General features: G+C 61.6%; 13 protein-coding genes. 2 read left to right on the top strand and 11 right to left on the bottom strand.

Annotated features, from left to right (window positions below; translation table 11 throughout):
- Nucleotides 1–15 precede the first annotated feature (15 nt).
- The 6 genes from gshB to ACE3PH_RS04240 form a co-directional block, all read right to left on the bottom strand.
- A complete protein-coding gene (gene gshB, locus ACE3PH_RS04265; protein WP_374316755.1) occupies nucleotides 16–963 on the bottom strand; it encodes a glutathione synthase in 948 nt (315 codons plus the stop codon).
- Entirely contained in the window at nucleotides 960–2162 is a 1203-nt protein-coding gene (locus ACE3PH_RS04260) for a benzoate/H(+) symporter BenE family transporter (protein ID WP_374316893.1), read from the bottom strand. Before ACE3PH_RS04260 ends, gshB begins: the two co-directional genes overlap by 4 nt.
- Nucleotides 2163–2170: 8 nt before the next feature.
- A complete protein-coding gene (locus ACE3PH_RS04255; RefSeq protein WP_374316754.1) occupies nucleotides 2171–4057 on the bottom strand; it encodes a potassium transporter Kup in 1887 nt (628 codons plus the stop codon).
- A gap of 45 nt (nucleotides 4058–4102) precedes the next feature.
- Nucleotides 4103–5398 (bottom strand): glutamate--cysteine ligase, encoded by a 1296-nt coding sequence (gene gshA, locus ACE3PH_RS04250; RefSeq protein WP_374316753.1) that lies wholly within the window; start codon nucleotides 5396–5398, stop codon nucleotides 4103–4105.
- Nucleotides 5399–5518: 120 nt separating this feature from the next.
- Nucleotides 5519–7051, bottom strand: coding sequence for an ammonium transporter (locus tag ACE3PH_RS04245; protein WP_374316752.1), 1533 nt, complete (start codon nucleotides 7049–7051; stop codon nucleotides 5519–5521).
- Nucleotides 7052–7104: 53 nt separating this feature from the next.
- Entirely contained in the window at nucleotides 7105–7443 is a 339-nt protein-coding gene (locus ACE3PH_RS04240; RefSeq protein WP_374316751.1) for a P-II family nitrogen regulator, read from the bottom strand.
- Nucleotides 7444–7802: 359 nt separating this feature from the next.
- Here ACE3PH_RS04240 and ACE3PH_RS04235 point away from each other — a divergent pair, with 359 nt between their 5' ends.
- Complete coding sequence (locus tag ACE3PH_RS04235) at nucleotides 7803–9323, top strand: YifB family Mg chelatase-like AAA ATPase (RefSeq protein ID WP_374316750.1); 1521 nt, start codon at nucleotides 7803–7805, stop codon at nucleotides 9321–9323.
- Nucleotides 9324–9398: 75 nt separating this feature from the next.
- A complete protein-coding gene (locus ACE3PH_RS04230; RefSeq protein ID WP_374316749.1) occupies nucleotides 9399–9953 on the top strand; it encodes a copper chaperone PCu(A)C in 555 nt (184 codons plus the stop codon).
- Here ACE3PH_RS04230 and lapB read toward each other — a convergent pair.
- The 5 genes from lapB to ACE3PH_RS04205 all read right to left on the bottom strand — a co-directional run bounded on the left by lapB (nucleotide 9947) and on the right by ACE3PH_RS04205 (nucleotide 15891).
- Nucleotides 9947–11104, bottom strand: coding sequence for a lipopolysaccharide assembly protein LapB (gene lapB / locus ACE3PH_RS04225; RefSeq protein WP_374316748.1), 1158 nt, complete (start codon nucleotides 11102–11104; stop codon nucleotides 9947–9949). The two genes, ACE3PH_RS04230 and lapB, sit on opposite strands and share 7 nt — an antisense overlap.
- Before the next feature lie 9 nt (nucleotides 11105–11113).
- Nucleotides 11114–11479 carry a LapA family protein gene (locus ACE3PH_RS04220; RefSeq protein WP_374316747.1) on the bottom strand — a complete coding sequence of 122 codons (366 nt, stop codon included), beginning with the start codon at nucleotides 11477–11479 and terminating at the stop codon, nucleotides 11114–11116.
- Between the two features lie 30 nt (nucleotides 11480–11509).
- Complete coding sequence (locus ACE3PH_RS04215) at nucleotides 11510–11830, bottom strand: integration host factor subunit beta (protein ID WP_374316746.1); 321 nt, start codon at nucleotides 11828–11830, stop codon at nucleotides 11510–11512.
- A 139-nt stretch (nucleotides 11831–11969) separates the two neighbouring features.
- A complete protein-coding gene (rpsA, locus tag ACE3PH_RS04210; RefSeq protein WP_374316745.1) occupies nucleotides 11970–13655 on the bottom strand; it encodes a 30S ribosomal protein S1 in 1686 nt (561 codons plus the stop codon).
- A gap of 193 nt (nucleotides 13656–13848) precedes the next feature.
- Complete coding sequence (locus ACE3PH_RS04205; RefSeq protein WP_374316744.1) at nucleotides 13849–15891, bottom strand: bifunctional 3-phosphoshikimate 1-carboxyvinyltransferase/cytidylate kinase; 2043 nt, start codon at nucleotides 15889–15891, stop codon at nucleotides 13849–13851.
- Nucleotides 15892–15905: the final 14 nt, after the last annotated feature.

Raw genomic sequence — 15905 nt, 5'->3', positions numbered from 1 at the left:
GAAGGAGGGCTATTGTCAGCCCTGAAGCTGTGATTCAAGTGCGTCCATGAAAGCGGCAGCGACGTTGAAGCCAGTCTGGTCGGTGATTTCCTGGAAGCACGTGGGGCTGGTGACATTGATTTCCGTGAGCCGGTCACCAATGATGTCGAGCCCGACCAGCAGCAGTCCACGGGCGGCCAGCACGGGTCCCAGTGACTCGGCGATGTGGCGGTCGCTGTCGCTGAGAGGGCGGGCGACACCCTTGCCGCCGGCAGCCAGGTTGCCTCGCACTTCGTCACCTTGAGGAATGCGCGCCAGTGCAAATGGCACGGGCTTGCCGTTCATCAGCAGCACCCGCTTGTCGCCCTCGGTGATGGCTGGCAGGAAGGCCTGCACCATGATGGTCTGGGTTTCCTGGTGGGTCAGCGTTTCGGCAATGCTCCCCAGATTCAACCCATCGGCCTTGACCCGGAAGATGCCCATGCCGCCCATGCCGTCCAGCGGCTTGAGGATGATGTCCTGGTGCTCGGCATGGAAGGCCCGGATGGCTTCGATGTCCTTCGTCACCTGCGTGGGGGCGATGAACTCGGGAAATTCCATGATGGCGAGCTTTTCGGGGTGCTCCCGCAAGGCCGATGGGCGGTTGAAGACCCGGGCGCCATCGCGTTCAGCCTGGCTCAGCAGGTGCGTGGTGTACAGGTATTCCTGGTCGAACGGTGGGTCCTTGCGCATCACCACCGCACCCATGCTGGACAAGGGTTGGGTCTCGGCCGAGATCACGTTGTACCAGTTGTCCGGATGGCCCGTGAGACGGATGTGCTGCATGCGTGCCTCAACCAGGCTGCCGCGTTGCCAGCGCAGTTCATGTGGCTGACAGGCCCAGATGTCGTGACCACGCTGCGCGGCCTCGCGCATCATCGCAAAGGTGCTGTCCTTGTAGATCTTGAAACTGTCGAGCGGGTCAGCGACGAATAGGAGCTTCATGGGGAATCATTTGAATCAGGTCGTGGTGCCCTGAAGTGTTGCACCAACAGAGAAACCGTGCCGGCTACCAGGCCCCAGAACGCCGAACTGATGCCCAGCAGGGTGAGGCCCGACAGCGTGACCAGGAAGGTGATCAGGGCCGCTTCGCGGTGGTGTTCATCTCGCAAGGCCACGGCCAGACCGTTGCCAATGGTGCCCAGCAAGGCCAGGCCAGCGATACCCATCACCAGGGCCGGCGGTGATGCGGCCAGCACGCCGGCCACGGCACCACCCATGAGCCCCATCAGGATGTAGAACAGCCCCGACATGATGGCGGCGGTGTAGCGCTTGCTGGCGTCCGCATGGGCATGGGGACTGAGCACGATGGAAGCCGTGATGGCGGCGAGGTTGAAGGTATAGCCCCCAAAAGGCGCGAACACGATGGTCGCGATGCCGGACCAGGTCATCATGGACGAGACCGGTGGTTTGTAGCCCATCACGCGGATGGCCGAGACACCTGGAACGGCCTGCGATGCCAGTGTGACGATGAACAAGGGCAGGCCCATGCCGATGATGGCGTGCCACGACCACGCAGGCATCACGCCGACCGGCGCAGCCAGATCAAGCCGCAGTGCCAGCACATTGATCTGGCCCAGCGCGGCGGCCAGCGTCGTGCCACTGAGCAGCACACCAACCACCGCGTAGCGGGGCCACCACCGCCGCCCGATCAGATAGATCGCGAACATGGTCAGCACCAGCGCTGGCTGAATTTGAGCGCCAGAGAAGGCTTGCAGTGCAAAGCGCGCCAGGATGCCCGCCAGCAGGCCTGAGGCCAAGGCGAACGGAATGCGGTTCATCATCCGCTCGAACAGGCCGGTGATGCCCACCAAGACTGTCAGTGCGCCGCAGACGAGAAAGGCCCCGACGGCTTCAGGCAAGGACACCCCGGCAGAGGCCGCCGCAATCACGGCAGCGCCCGGCGTGGACCAGGTCACCAGGATGGGTATGCGCTCACGCAGTGACAGCAGCAGCGTGGTCAAACCCATGCCGATGCCCAGTGCCCAGACCCATGAGCTGACCTGCTCGGGCGTGGCGCCCAATGAGCGGGCAGCCTGGAAGATCAGCGCGATCGTGCTGGTGAAACCGACCAGGGTCGAGACGAAGCCAGCCGACACAGCGGCCAGCGAGGTGTCTCGGAAGCAGTCCTGGAGGGGTTTCAGCAGCCTGTTCAGATCTCCACCTTGGAGCCCATTTCGATCACGCGGTTGGTCGGCAGACTCAGGAAGTCAGCGGCACCGGAAGCATTGCGGTGCATGCTGGCAAACAGCTTTTCACGCCACGGAGCCATGCCGCTGCCAATGGTCGGGATGACGATGTCGCGCGACAGGAAGTAGCTGGTTTCCATGTCGTCGATGTTGACCCGGTGCTGCTTGAGCAGCTTCAGCGCCTCGGGCACATCGGGCTCGTTTTTGAAGCCGAAATGCAGGATGACCTGCCAGCACGAGCGACCCAAGGGCGTGATCTCGATGCGCTTTTCGAAGCCGATCCAGGGCACTTCATGCAGGTTCACCGTCACGAACAGGTTCTGTTCATGCAGCACCTTGTTGTGCTTGAGGTTGTGCAGCAAGGCATTGGGCGTGGTGCCCGCATCGGCATTGAGGAACACGGCTGTGCCCTGCACACGGGTCGGCGGACTGGCGAACACCGCATCCAGGAAGGGGCGCAGCTCGATCGAGTCGGCGCGCAGCCGTTCACTGAGCAGCGCACGGCCTTCCTTCCAGGTTTTCATCAGCATGAACATCACAGCGCCAATCAGCAGCGGGAACCAGCCGCCGTCGATCACCTTGATGACGTTGGCACTGAAGAACATGATGTCGATGGTGAAGAAGAAGCCGGTGGCGAAGATGCACAGCGGCAGCGACATGTGCCAGGCATAGCGGATGACGAAGAAGGTCATCAGCGTGGTGATCAGCATGTCGATCGTCACGGTGATGCCGTAGGCCGCAGCCAGCTTGCCACTGGAGCCGAAGAACACCACGGCCAGCACGATACAGGCGTAGAGCCCCCAGTTCACAAAGGGGATGTAGATCTGGCCGGTCTCATTGACCGAGGTGTGCAGGATGCGCAGGCGGGGCAGATAGCCGAGCTGGATCACCTGCTTGGTCACGGAAAACGCGGCCGAGATCAAGGCTTGTGACGCAATCACCGTGGCAAAGGTGGCCAAGGCCACCAGCGGGTACAAGGCCCATTGCGGCGCCATCTCGAAGAACGGATTTTCGACGTTTTCAGGATGTTGCAGCAGCATGGCCCCCTGGCCAAAATAGTTCAGGATCAGCGATGGCATCACCAGGATGAACCAGGCCAGCCGGATGGGTTGTTTGCCAAAGTGCCCCATGTCGGCGTACAGCGCCTCAGCGCCCGTTGCACACAAGACCACAGCCCCCAGCGAAATGAACGCCGCTTTGGGGTGGTCGAACATGAAGTTCAGCGCGTAGTGGGGGCTCAATGCCACCAGGATGTGGGGATTTTCCGCAATGTGGATGACACCCAGCACGGCCAGCACGATGAACCACAGTGCCGTTACAGGGCCAAACGCCTTGCCGATGCCGCCGGTACCGTGTTTTTGCACGAGAAACAGCACTGTCAGCACCATCAGCGTGACGGGGACGACGAAGCGTTCCAGCCCTGGGGCCGCCACTTCAAGGCCTTCTACCGCCGACAACACGGAAATGGCGGGGGTGATCACGCCGTCACCGAAAAAGATGGCTGTGCCAAATATGCCGATACCCAGCAGTACACCCCTGACCCTGGGACGGTCATGAACGGCGGTGGAAGCCAGGGCCAGCATGGCGATCAGCCCACCCTCGCCATTGTTGTCTGCACGCAGGATCAGGGTCACGTACTTCAGTGACACGATCACAGTCAGCGTCCAGACCATGATGGACAGGATGCCGTAAATGGTTTCCGGCGTCAGTGGCAGGTGCCCATGCGCGAAGACTTCCTTGAGCGCATACAGAGGACTGGTGCCGATGTCACCGTAGACGACACCGATGGCGCCCAAGGTGAGGGCGGCCAACTGGGAAGCAGAAAGCTTGGCGTTGGAATTGGATTGCACGAGCGGGGGTCACGAAAAAACGCGATCCGCCATTTTCCCTTGTTTTCAGTCGTAAGTCTCTGCGTCCGGGTCGGTCGCTTCCAACTCGTAGCTGGCTGCCAGCATGGCCAGTCTGCCAATGACGCCATACATGTAAAAACGATTGGGCGCGCTGACCCCGGGCTTGGCACCGGGCCGCGGCAATTGGGTGGGCTCGGCAAAGGCCAGCGGCACAAAGCTGGAGCCGGGTGCATTGAGGTTCTCGTCGATACCACGGTCGGCGTGAACGCGGTAGAACCCGCCCACGACATAGCGGTCGATCATGTAGACAACGGGCTCAGCCACTGCATCATTGAGCTGCTCGTAGGTGGGAACCCCCTCCTGGATGATCACGCGGTTCACTTGTTGGCCGTCCTTCACGACGGACATCTTGTTGCGAGCGCGTCGGCTCAAATCCACTATTTCCTTGGCGTCGCGCACCGTCATGATGCCCATGCCATAAGTACCGTTGTCAGCCTTGACGATCACGAAGGGCTTCTCGTTGATCCCGTATTCCTTGTATTTGCGGCGGATCTTGTTGAGCAGTGCATCAACCTGCGATTGCAGACATTCGTTGCCGGTGCCTTCCTGGAAATCCACCTCATCACACACAGAGTACATCGGGTTGATCAGCCAGGGGTCCATGCCCAGCAGCTTGGCGAACTTCTTGGCGACCTCTTCATAAGACGCGAAATGCTGGCTCTTGCGGCGTACAGCCCAGCCCGCATGCAGCGGTGGCAGCAGGTATTGCTCGTGCAAGCCGGTCAACACCTCGGGGATGCCGGCAGACAGATCGTTGTTGAGCAAGATCGTGCAGGGGTCGAAGTGCTTGAGCCCCAGCCGGCGCTTGGTGCGAATCAGCGGCTCCACCGTCAGTGAGCCACCATCGGGCAAGGGCAATTCGGTGGGCTCCTTGATGGTCTCGTCCAGCGTGCCCAGACGCACATTGAGGCCTGCGAGCCCGAAGATCTGCATCAGGCGCGCCACGTTCGACAGGTAGAACGTGTTGCGGGTGTGCTTTTCGGGAATCAGCAGCAGGTTCTTGGCTTCGGGGCAGATCTTTTCGATGGCCGCCATGGCAGCCTGAACGGCCAGCGGCAGCATCTCGGGCGTCAGGTTGTTGAACCCACCAGGAAACAGATTGGTGTCAACCGGGGCGAGCTTGAAACCAGCGTTGCGCAGGTCCACCGATGTGTAGAACGGTGGTGTGTGCTCCATCCATTCCAGTCGGAACCAACGTTCGATGGCCGGCATGGATTCGAGCATGCGTTGCTCGAGTTCATTGATGGGGCCAGTCAGTGCGGTGATCAGGTGTGGAACCATGGATGGGGCATTCCTCTTGTTGGAGGTGCCATTCTAGAAACAACCATGGCCTTGTGGTTTGACCCAAAAGAAAAAGGGCTGCCCGAGGGCAGCCCTTTCGCATCAGGTGATCCGTTCAGATCACTTGTGGTAGGCGGTTTCGCCGTGAGCAGTCAGGTCAAGACCTTCGCGCTCTTCTTCTTCCGGTACGCGCAGGCCGATCACCAGATCAACGATCTTGTAGGCGATCAAGGAGACCACAGCCGACCAGACGATGGTCAGGCCGACGGCCTTGGCCTGGACAATCACCTGGCTCACGATGGAGTAGTCAGCCGGGGTGATGGTGGTGGCAGTGACCCAGTCACCGACAGCGCTCGGGCCACCGAGGTTGGGCGAGTTGAACACGCCAGTCAGCAGCGCACCCAGGATGCCGCCCACGCCGTGGACACCGAAGACGTCCAGCGAGTCGTCTGCACCCAGGATCTTCTTCAGACCGGTCACACCCCACAGGCAGATCAGGCCAGCCAGCACACCGATGATCAGTGCGCCGCCGATGCCGACGTTACCGGCTGCAGGCGTGATGGCGACCAGACCAGCCACAGCACCAGAGGCGGCACCCAGCATCGAGGCCTTGCCCTTGATCAGCGCTTCACCCAGGATCCAGCCCAGCACCGCAGCAGCGGTGGCTGCGAAGGTGTTGATGAAGGCCAGTGCAGCGAAGCCGTTGGCTTCCAGAGCAGAGCCGGCGTTGAAGCCGAACCAGCCCACCCACAGCAGAGCGGAACCAACCATGGTCAGGGTCAGCGAGTGCGGGGTGAAGGCTTCCTTGCCGTAACCGATGCGCTTGCCGATCATGTAGGCGCCAACCAGGCCAGCCACAGCGGCGTTGATGTGCACCACGGTACCACCTGCGAAGTCCAGGGCACCCCATTGCCAGATCAGGCCGGCCTTGCCGTTCATGGCATCAACCACGTCAGCACCGGTGTAGGCGTCAGGACCCATCCAGAACCAGACCATGTGAGCGATCGGAGCATAGGAGAAGGTGAACCACAGGGCCATGAACAGCAGTACGGCCGAGAACTTGGCGCGTTCGGCGAATGCACCGACGATCAGGGCACAGGTGATGCCGGCGAACGTGGCCTGGAAGGCTGCAAACACGATCTCGGGGATCACGACACCCTTGCTGAAAGTGGCGCCGTTGGCGAAGGTGCCAGCGACGTTGTCCCACACACCCTTCATCAGGAGTCGGTCCAGGCCACCGATGAAGGCGTTACCTTCGGTGAAAGCCAGGCTGTAGCCGTAAACGAACCACAGCACGACGATCAGCGAGAAGGTCACCATCACTTGCATCAGCACGGACAGCATGTTCTTGCTGCGGACCAGGCCGCCGTAGAACAGCGCCAGACCGGGGATGGTCATCAGGATCACCAGCAGGGTGGAGACCATCATCCAGGTGGTGTCGCCCTTGTTGGGAACAGGGGCAGCAGCTGGAGCAGCTTCAGAAGCTGCGGATGCTTCAGCAGCAGGAGCCGACGCGGCTTCTGCTGCAGAGGGGGCCTCTGCAACAGCAGAAGCGGCCACGGGAGCCGAAGCGGCGGTGTCTTGGGCGTAGGAGACGCCAAACACACCGAAGGCCGCCAGCCCCAGCGCGAGAGACGCAAGGAGTTTTCTCATGAAATGCCTCTTGGATGAATCAAAAAATGCCTGGGAGAACGACTCGTCCCGGATTACATGGCGTCCTTGCCGGTCTCGCCGGTACGGATGCGGATGACTTGTTCGAGTGTGGTCACGAAGATCTTGCCATCACCGATCTTGCCGGTACGTGCCGACGACTCGATGGCTTCAATGACGCGATCCAGGATGGACTCATCCACAGCCGCTTCAATCTTGACCTTGGGGAGGAAGTCGACCACGTATTCCGCGCCGCGATACAGCTCGGTATGGCCCTTCTGGCGACCGAAGCCCTTGACTTCGGTCACGGTGATGCCTTGGACGCCAATGGCGGACAGGGCCTCACGCACTTCATCAAGCTTGAAGGGCTTGACGATGGCTGTCACCATTTTCATGGTTGGTTCTCCGATGAGGTTGTCAGACAAAAAAAGTTACGCAACCCAGTCTGCAGGATCCATGCCAACGCGCCAAAACGGTGAGCAATCGCTGGGGTCCGAAAATGTGTGCACCAGATTTGTGTAGCGGCCAAGTTGGTGCCCCAAAACGGGGATTTGTGAGACTTCGTTAACAGCATGGCAGATATCGCCGCACTGATTGTGTGCGTCAAACGTTGTGCATGGCAAACACAAGCCCCTTAAGGGGGAATCGACTGGCGAGCTTCGCTCGGCACAATCGCTGCGCATGAAAGTGCGGCGAGGGTGCGGCGGGCGGCCCTCTGCGGTGCATCGTGTTGCCGGCATACACAGGAGGGGCCATGTCCTTGGCCATTGTTCACAGCCGTTCTCTGGATGGCTTGCACGCGCCGGCCGTGACGGTGGAGGTCCATCTCGCCAACGGCTTGCCGTGCTTCACCCTCGTCGGCTTGGCCGATACCGAAGTGAAGGAGGCCCGAGAGCGCGTTCGGGCGGCCCTGAGCAACAGCGGACTTGAGTTTCCCTTCAACAAGCGGATCACCGTGAATCTGGCGCCAGCTGATCTACCCAAAGAATCGGGGCGCTTCGATTTGCCCATTGCCCTGGGCATTTTGGCTGCGATGGGCCATATTGAGCCATCGGCTCTGGCGGACAAGGAGTTTGCTGGCGAGTTGTCGCTCGGTGGTGAGTTGCGTCCTGTTCGCGGGGCCTTGCCGATGGCGTTGGCGCTTCGGCGTGAGGGGGGCGCAGAGGCCCGGTGCAGGCAGTTGGTTTTGCCAGTCGCCAGCGCCCGCGAGGCCGCGTTGGTCCCTGATGTCACGGTGCGGGAGGCGCCGCATCTGGCGGATGTGGTCACGGCCTTGCGCGAAGGCGGTGGGCTGTGTGCAGTTGCTCGGCAGGGTGGGGCCGTCGCGCGCCCAGCGGGTGGGGATCTTCTGGAAGTGAAGGGGCAGAGCGCCGCCAAGCGGGCTTTGGAGGTGGCCGCTGCAGGGCAGCATAGCCTGCTGATGGTCGGGCCGCCTGGCTCCGGCAAATCGATGCTGGCGCAGCGCTTTGGCGGTCTGCTGCCGCCCATGTCTGCGGACGAGGCGCTGGAGTCGGCGGCCGTACTCAGCCTCGCAGGGCATTTCGACCCAACTCGTTGGCAGCAAAGGGTGGTCCGCAGCCCGCATCACAGTGCGTCTTCTGTCGCTTTGGTTGGCGGCGGATCTCCGCCGAGGCCTGGTGAAATTTCACTGTCTCACCACGGTGTGCTGTTTCTGGATGAGTTGCCTGAATTTCCCCGGCAGGCGCTGGAAGCGCTGCGTGAGCCGCTCGAAACCGGCGAAATCACCATTTCGCGCGCGGCTCGCCGCCATGACTTCCCCGCCCGGTTTCAGTTGCTGGGGGCAATGAACCCGTGCCCTTGTGGGTATCTGGGGCATCCGACAAAGGCTTGTCGCTGTACGCCAGACCAGGTGTTGCGCTACCAGGGCAAGCTCAGCGGGCCTTTGCTGGATCGCATCGATGTGCAGATCGAAGTGCCTGCCGTTTCGCCCGAGGTGCTGGCGCAGGCGCCTGATGGAGAGGCTTCTTTGGTCGTGGCTCAGCGCGTGGCGCTCGCCCGGGAACGGCAGTTGGCGCGGCAGGGTTGCCTCAATCAGGCCCTGGCGGGCAGCTTGCTGGATGATGTCGCACGTCCGGAAGCTCAGGCGCAGGCGTTCCTGCAGTCAGCCAGCGCACGTCTGGGCTGGTCTGGGCGGAGCTATCACCGCGTGCTGCGGCTGGCGCGGACCATTGCCGATCTGGCGCAATCCGACGGCATCCATTTGATCCATATCGCAGAAGCCATTCAATACCGGCGCGTGCTGCAGCCGGCTTGAGTCATCGGGGCTAGACTAGGCGCCGCACAAGCGGGGGGCATGTCGCAACCCGTAGCTTGCTCAAGGACAATCACCATGAAAGACAAGATGACCCGAGGCCTCGCTCGCTCGCTGATGGCCCTGACGGTGGCGCTGGTGCCAGCCACGGCGGTGATCGCAGCCAAGGTTGTGACCAAGGAGCCGGGCGCATCCAAAGCCGCAGCTGCCGCGACGATCGTGCGGGTTGACGGTGCCTGGATTCGTCAAACCGTACCTGGCCAGACCGGTACGGGCGGTTTCATGACGCTGACGGCCGAGCGTGGTGTCACGCTGGTGGGCTTCAGCTCTCCGGTGGCCGAGATCAACGAACTGCACGAGATGAAGATGGATGGCAACGTGATGCGCATGAATGCGCTGGGGGCCTTGCCATTGCCCGCCGGACAGGCCGTGGCGTTGCGGCCTGGTGGCAATCACCTCATGCTGATGAACCTGAAGCAGCCTTTGAAGGCGGGTGATCAGGTGCCTTTGACGCTGAAGCTAAAGCTCGAGGATGGCAAGTTGATCGAGCAAACGGTGTCCGTACCCGTGTTGGGTGGTGCACCTGCTGCCATGCCGATGCATGACCATCAGCACATGATGATGGATCACTGATCTTCGAGCTTGTGGGGTGGGTAGGTATCCCATCCATGGCAGCCAGGGCATTGCCAGAAGTAATGCTGGCTCTCAAAGCCACATGCGGCGCATCGATAGCGCTGCAGTGGTTTGGCTGCGCTGGCCAAGGCAGCCTGCATGCGCTCGATCTCCGTCTCGCTGAGTGCCACGCCGGAGCTGAGGCGCTCGCGGATCAGGCCTTGTGCGGCGGACAGCGATGGTTGTTTGGTCAGGTGCTCCATGAGCCGCTGACGCCGTTGTACCGGGTCGATCTGCAGGCGGTTGATGGCATGTAGCACGTCAACAGATGGCGCCTGGTGATACAACGCCTCAAGCTTCGCCAGGGCCGAATCCGACTCGCCGCACTGTTGGGCACTGGCGGCGTAATCCTGCGCAATCAGCGAGAAGACCTGAGGTTGAATTGCCATCAGTTCGTTCCAGGCCATCACGGCGGCCGCATGTTTGCCTTGTCGCGCGAGGCGTTGGCCCTGCATGACCAGGGGGCGTGCGGCTTGTGGTGCTGCTTCACGCGCTTTGATCAGGGCCTGTTCAGCTTCGTCACTGCGGCCGCGGGCATCAGCCTCGTGTGCAATTTCGCACCAGTGATGCGCGATGCGTTGCGAGAAGGAGCCCGCGCCTGACGCTTCGAGCTGGCGTGCCACCTCAATGGCAGGATGCCAGTTGCGAGAGCTTTCATGCAGGCTCAGCAGTGCGAGTCGGGCATCGGTGGCAAATGGGGTGCCCTCGAGTGCCTTGTAAGCCTCTTCGGCGCGGTCAAACAACCCGGCCTTCATGAAATCCTGGGCCAGGGCATGCTGGGCCTTTTCCCGCTCTTCACGACGCAGGTCGGCACGTGCCAGCAGATGCTGGTGAACTCGAATTGCCCGCTCGTATTCGCCTCGACGGCGGAACAGATTGCCCAGTGCAAAGTGGAGGTCGGACGTGTCCGGGTCGTGCTGAACGGCCTCGATGAAAGCGTCGATGGCCTTGTCCTGTTGCTCATTGAGCAGGAGATTCAGCCCCTTGAAATAAGCCTGAGGCGAGGCGCGGTCTTCCCGTTTGAGCTGGCGCAGGTCGATGCGTGACGCCATCCAGCCCAGCAGGAAAGCTGCCGGCAGAGCCAGCAGCAGCCATTGCAGATCGAAATCCATAAGCAGGTGTTACTTCGAGGGCTTGCGCGGGGCAGGCATGTCAGGCGGGAAGGGCAATTCGGCTGGCAAATCAGATGACTCGGCAGCGGATGAGGCGACATCCAGTGAAGTCAGGGTGTGCTTGCTGGCGCTGGTGTCTGGCATCAGCAATTGGCGGTGGCGAGCGCTGCGGCGGTGGCGCCACCAACTGGGCATCATGGCCAGAACACCTGTTACGCAGCCCACAGCGAACGCTGCCAGCACGATGAACATCATCGGGGCATGCCACTGGTACCCCAGGAACCAGTTGAGGTCGACGCTGTGTTTGTTGTTGAGTGCGAACGCAAACAGGACAAAGAACACCAGGACTCGCCAGAGCCAGATCAGTGCACGCATGGGCGGACTCGCGCTTGTTGTTCGGGAGCTTTATTGTGCCCCTGCTTCGGGCGACTGGGTGTCGGATGCTTCGCGTGCATCGACGGCTTCACGCAGGGCTTTCCCTGGCTTGAAGTGCGGCACCAGTTTTTCGGGGATGAGGACCTGTTCACCAGAGCGCGGATTGCGGCCCATGCGTGGAGGGCGGCGGCTGATCGAGAAGCTGCCGAAGCCACGGATCTCGATGCGGTGGCCCTTGGCCAAGGCCTCCGACATGGCATCAAGGATGGTCTTGACGGCAAACTCGGCGTCACGCTGCGTGAGCTGGCCAAACCGCTCGGCCAGCCGAGCCACAAGATCAGAACGGGTCATGGATGCGAACTGCTTAGATTCGGAGGCTGTGATGAGGACCGGCTTGCGGTGCTCATCACAGCCCCCAGGACGCGACACAAGGTCGTGCGAGGGGGCTGCTGCGTCAACCCGGACGGGTGTCCGGGTCGGGCAGTGAGGATCAGCCGTTGTTCTGATCCAGCTTGGCCTTCAACAGGGCGCCCAGGCTGGTGGTGCCGGAGCCTTCCTTGGTGTTGTCAGCGCGCAGGCTTTGCAGGGCTTCTTGCTGCTCTGCGTTGTCCTTGGCCTTGATCGACAACTGGATGTTGCGGGTCTTGCGGTCCACGTTGATGATCAGGGCGGAGACTTCGTCGCCTTCCTTCAGCACGTTGCGGGCATCTTCCACGCGTTCGCGGGAGATTTCCGAGGCACGCAGGTAACCGGTGACGTCATCAGCCAGCTGGATTTCAGCGCCCTTGGCATCCACGGTCTTCACGGTGCCGTTCACGGTCACGCCACGATCGTTGATCGAGGTGTAGGTCGTGAAGGGGTCGGAATCCAGTTGCTTGATGCCCAGGGAAATGCGTTCGCGTTCCACGTCGATGGCCAGCACGATGGCTTCGACTTCCTGGCCCTTCTTGTAGTTGCGCACGGCTGCTTCGCCCGGCTCGTTCCAGGACAGGTCGGACAGGTGAACCAGACCGTCGATGCCCGAAGCCAGACCCACGAACACGCCGAAGTCGGTGATCGACTTGACGGGGCCCTTGACCTTGTCGCCACGCTTGAAGTTGACAGAGAAGTCGTCCCAGGGGTTCGGCTTGCACTGCTTCATGCCCAGGGAGATACGACGCTTGTCTTCGTCGATTTCCAGGACCATGACTTCCACTTCGTCGCCCATGTTGACGATCTTGTTGGGAGCCACGTTCTTGTTGGTCCAGTCCATTTCGGAGACGTGCACCAGGCCTTCGATGCCGGGTTCGATCTCGACGAATGCACCGTAGTCAGCAATGTTGGTGACCTTGCCGAACAGGCGGGTGCCGGCAGGGTAGCGGCGAGCCACGCCAACCCAGGGGTCGTCGCCCATTTGCTTCAGACCCAGCGAAACGCGGTTCTTTTCGGCGTCGAACTTCAGGACCTTGGCGGTCAGTTCTTGACCCACGGTCACCACTTCGGACGGGTGACGGACACGGCGCCATGCCATGTCGGTGATGTGCAGCAGGCCGTCGATGCCGCCCAGGTCCACGAACGCACCGTATTCGGTGATGTTCTTGACCACGCCTTGAACGATGGCGCCTTCCTTCAGCGTTTCCATCAGCTTGGCGCGTTCTTCGCCCATCGAAGCTTCAACCACAGCACGGCGCGACAGCACGACGTTGTTGCGCTTGCGGTCCAGCTTGATGACCTTGAATTCCATGGTCTTGCCTTCGAACGGCGACATGTCCTTCACGGGGCGGGTGTCCAGCAGCGAGCCGGGCAGGAAGGCGCGGATGCCGTTGACCAGAACGGTCAGACCACCCTTGACCTTGCCGGAAACGGTACCGGTGACGAATTCGCCGGATTCCAGGGCCTTTTCCAGGGACAGCCACGAGGCCAGACGCTTGGCCTTGTCGCGCGACAGGATGGTGTCGCCGTAGCCGTTTTCGATGGCGTCCACAGCCACCGACACGAAGTCGCCGACCTGAACTTCGAGTTCGCCTTGGTCGTTCTTGAACTCTTCGATGGGCACGTAGGCTTCAGACTTCAGGCCTGCGTTGACCACGACGAAGTTGTGTTCGATGCGCACCACTTCAGCAGTGATGACTTCGCCCGGACGCATGTTGGCGCGTTGCAGCGACTCTTCAAACAGGGCGGCAAAAGATTCAGACATGGATTTTCCTGTGCCGGCTTGGGGCCAGCGGTAACGCCCGGATCGACAGGAACGACCAGGACGGGTTGGGTTGAAGAACATGACCCCGGGTGCCGGGTTGGCACCCTTGCCGAAGCAGACCCTTCGCCTGGCAGCCAAGGGTGGAATCACAGCCTTTTGAAAAAACCTCTCGTGTTGCGTGCCGACCAAATGGTCAGTTGACCGCCACCACGTGAGGCCAGCCTTCGACCCACCAACCCAGCACGGTATCGACGGATTCATCGATGCTCAGGTGCGAGTTGTCGAGCTTTCGGGCATCTGCGGCTGGCTTGAGAGGCGCCACGGCACGGGAGGTGTCCCGCAGGTCGCGCGCTTTCAAATCAGTGCAAATCTCTTCTAGGGTAACAGAAAACCCTTTGGAAATCAATTGGTTATACCGACGCTCCGCGCGCTCTTGTACGGATGCCGTTAAAAACACCTTCAGCGCAGCGTCCGGAAAGATCACGGTGCCCATGTCGCGGCCGTCGGCGACCAGACCGGGCAGCCCCCGGAAGTTGAGTTGCAAGTCGACCAGGGCTTGTCGGACGGCGGGGATGGCCGAGATGCGCGAGGCCATCTGGCCCGCTTCTTCCTGGCGCAGCGCGTCACTGACATCTTCGTCGGCAAGCCAGACCTGATCGCCTTCGAAACGCAAGCTCAGTTCGTGGCCAATTTCGCGGGCCACTGCTGTCACGGCATCGTGGTCGTCGGGGTGGATGCCACGGCGGCTGACCACCAGCCCGGTCACCCGGTAGAGTGAGCCGGAGTCGAGGAAGCGGTAGCCCAGGCGAGTGGCCAGTGTGCTGGCCAGCGTCCCCTTGCCGGAGGCGGTCGGACCGTCGATCGTGATCACGGGAATCCAGTCCTGCTTGGTCTGGGCGACCTGGAACAAGGATTCGAAATAATCCGGGAAAGTCTTGCCGACACAGCGCGGGTCTTCAATGCGGACCGAGATTGGATGCTCGGCCGTGTCACCCTGGGGTGCCAGCGGGTTGAAGGCCGCCAGCGAGAAACACATCGCCATGCGATGGTCGTCATAGGTGTGGATGCTGGCGTGCTGCCACTGCGCAGGCGGGGTGACCTCGATGAAATCGTGGCCTTCCGTGACGGCGGCACCGAGTTTGCGCAGCTCATTGGCCATGGCCGCGATCCGGTCGGTTTCCTTGACACGCCAGCTGGCAATGTTGCGCAGGCGGGTGGTGCCTTGCGCATAGAGGGCCATCACCGCCAGGGTCATGGCCGCGTCAGGGATGTGGTTGCAGTCGAGGTCAATCGCTTTCAGCGGCCATTGACCACGGCGGATCTCCAGCCAGTTCGGGCCACTGCTGATCTGCGCACCCATGGCCTGAGCGGCCTCGATGAACCGGATGTCACCTTGAATGGATGCGGCACCGACGCCCTCGACACGCACGGGTGCATCGATACCGGCCAGCGCACCTGCGGCGATGAAATACGAAGCGGACGACGCATCGGCTTCCACATGGATTTCGCCGGGCGAACGGTAACGGCTGCCCTGGGGAATGGTGAAACGGGACCAGCCATCGCGCTCGACGGCGATGCCGAACCGCTTGAGCAGATTGAGGGTGATCTCGATGTAAGGCTTGGAGATCAGCTCTCCGACGACGTCGATCACCAGTGCCTGTTGTTGCGATACCAGGGGCAAGGCCAACAGCAGGGCGGTGAGGAATTGACTCGATACGTCACCACGCACCTTGATGGGCGCGCTCAGATCAAGCAGGCCAGGCGCGAGCTTGAGGGGTGGGTAGCCTTCCTGGCCGGTGCAGGTGATGGTGCAACCCAGTGGGCGCAGGGCGTCAACCAGGTCACCGATCGGGCGCTCGTGCATGCGGGGCACGCCACTCAGGGTAAAGGTGCCGCCTTGCGTGGCGGCCAGCAGTGCCAATGCCGCGGTGAGTGGGCGCATGGCTGTTCCGGCGTTGCCCAGGAACAGGTCAGCCTGCTTGATGGCCAGTTGACCACCCAGACCTGTGATGTGAACGGTATCAGCCGATTGCGTGATGGCGCAACCCAGTGCACGCAGGGCATCCAGCATCACCCGGGTGTCGTCGGAGGCCAGCAGATCGTGGACGACCGTGGTGCCTTCGCTCAGACCAGCCAGGAGCAGGACGCGGTTGGAAATGCTCTTGGAGCCGGGTAGCCGGATGGTGCCGCTGGCGGCCAGCAGCGGGGGAAGATCAAGGAAAGCGGTGGTGTACATGAGATCAGTGCAGC

The sequence above is a fragment of the Aquabacterium sp. genome (assembly GCF_041909175.1).
GTDB lineage: Bacteria > Pseudomonadota > Gammaproteobacteria > Burkholderiales > Burkholderiaceae_C > Aquabacterium.
The sequence above is the reverse complement of the archived record's forward strand: the minus strand, read 5'-3'. Positions and strand labels throughout refer to the sequence as shown.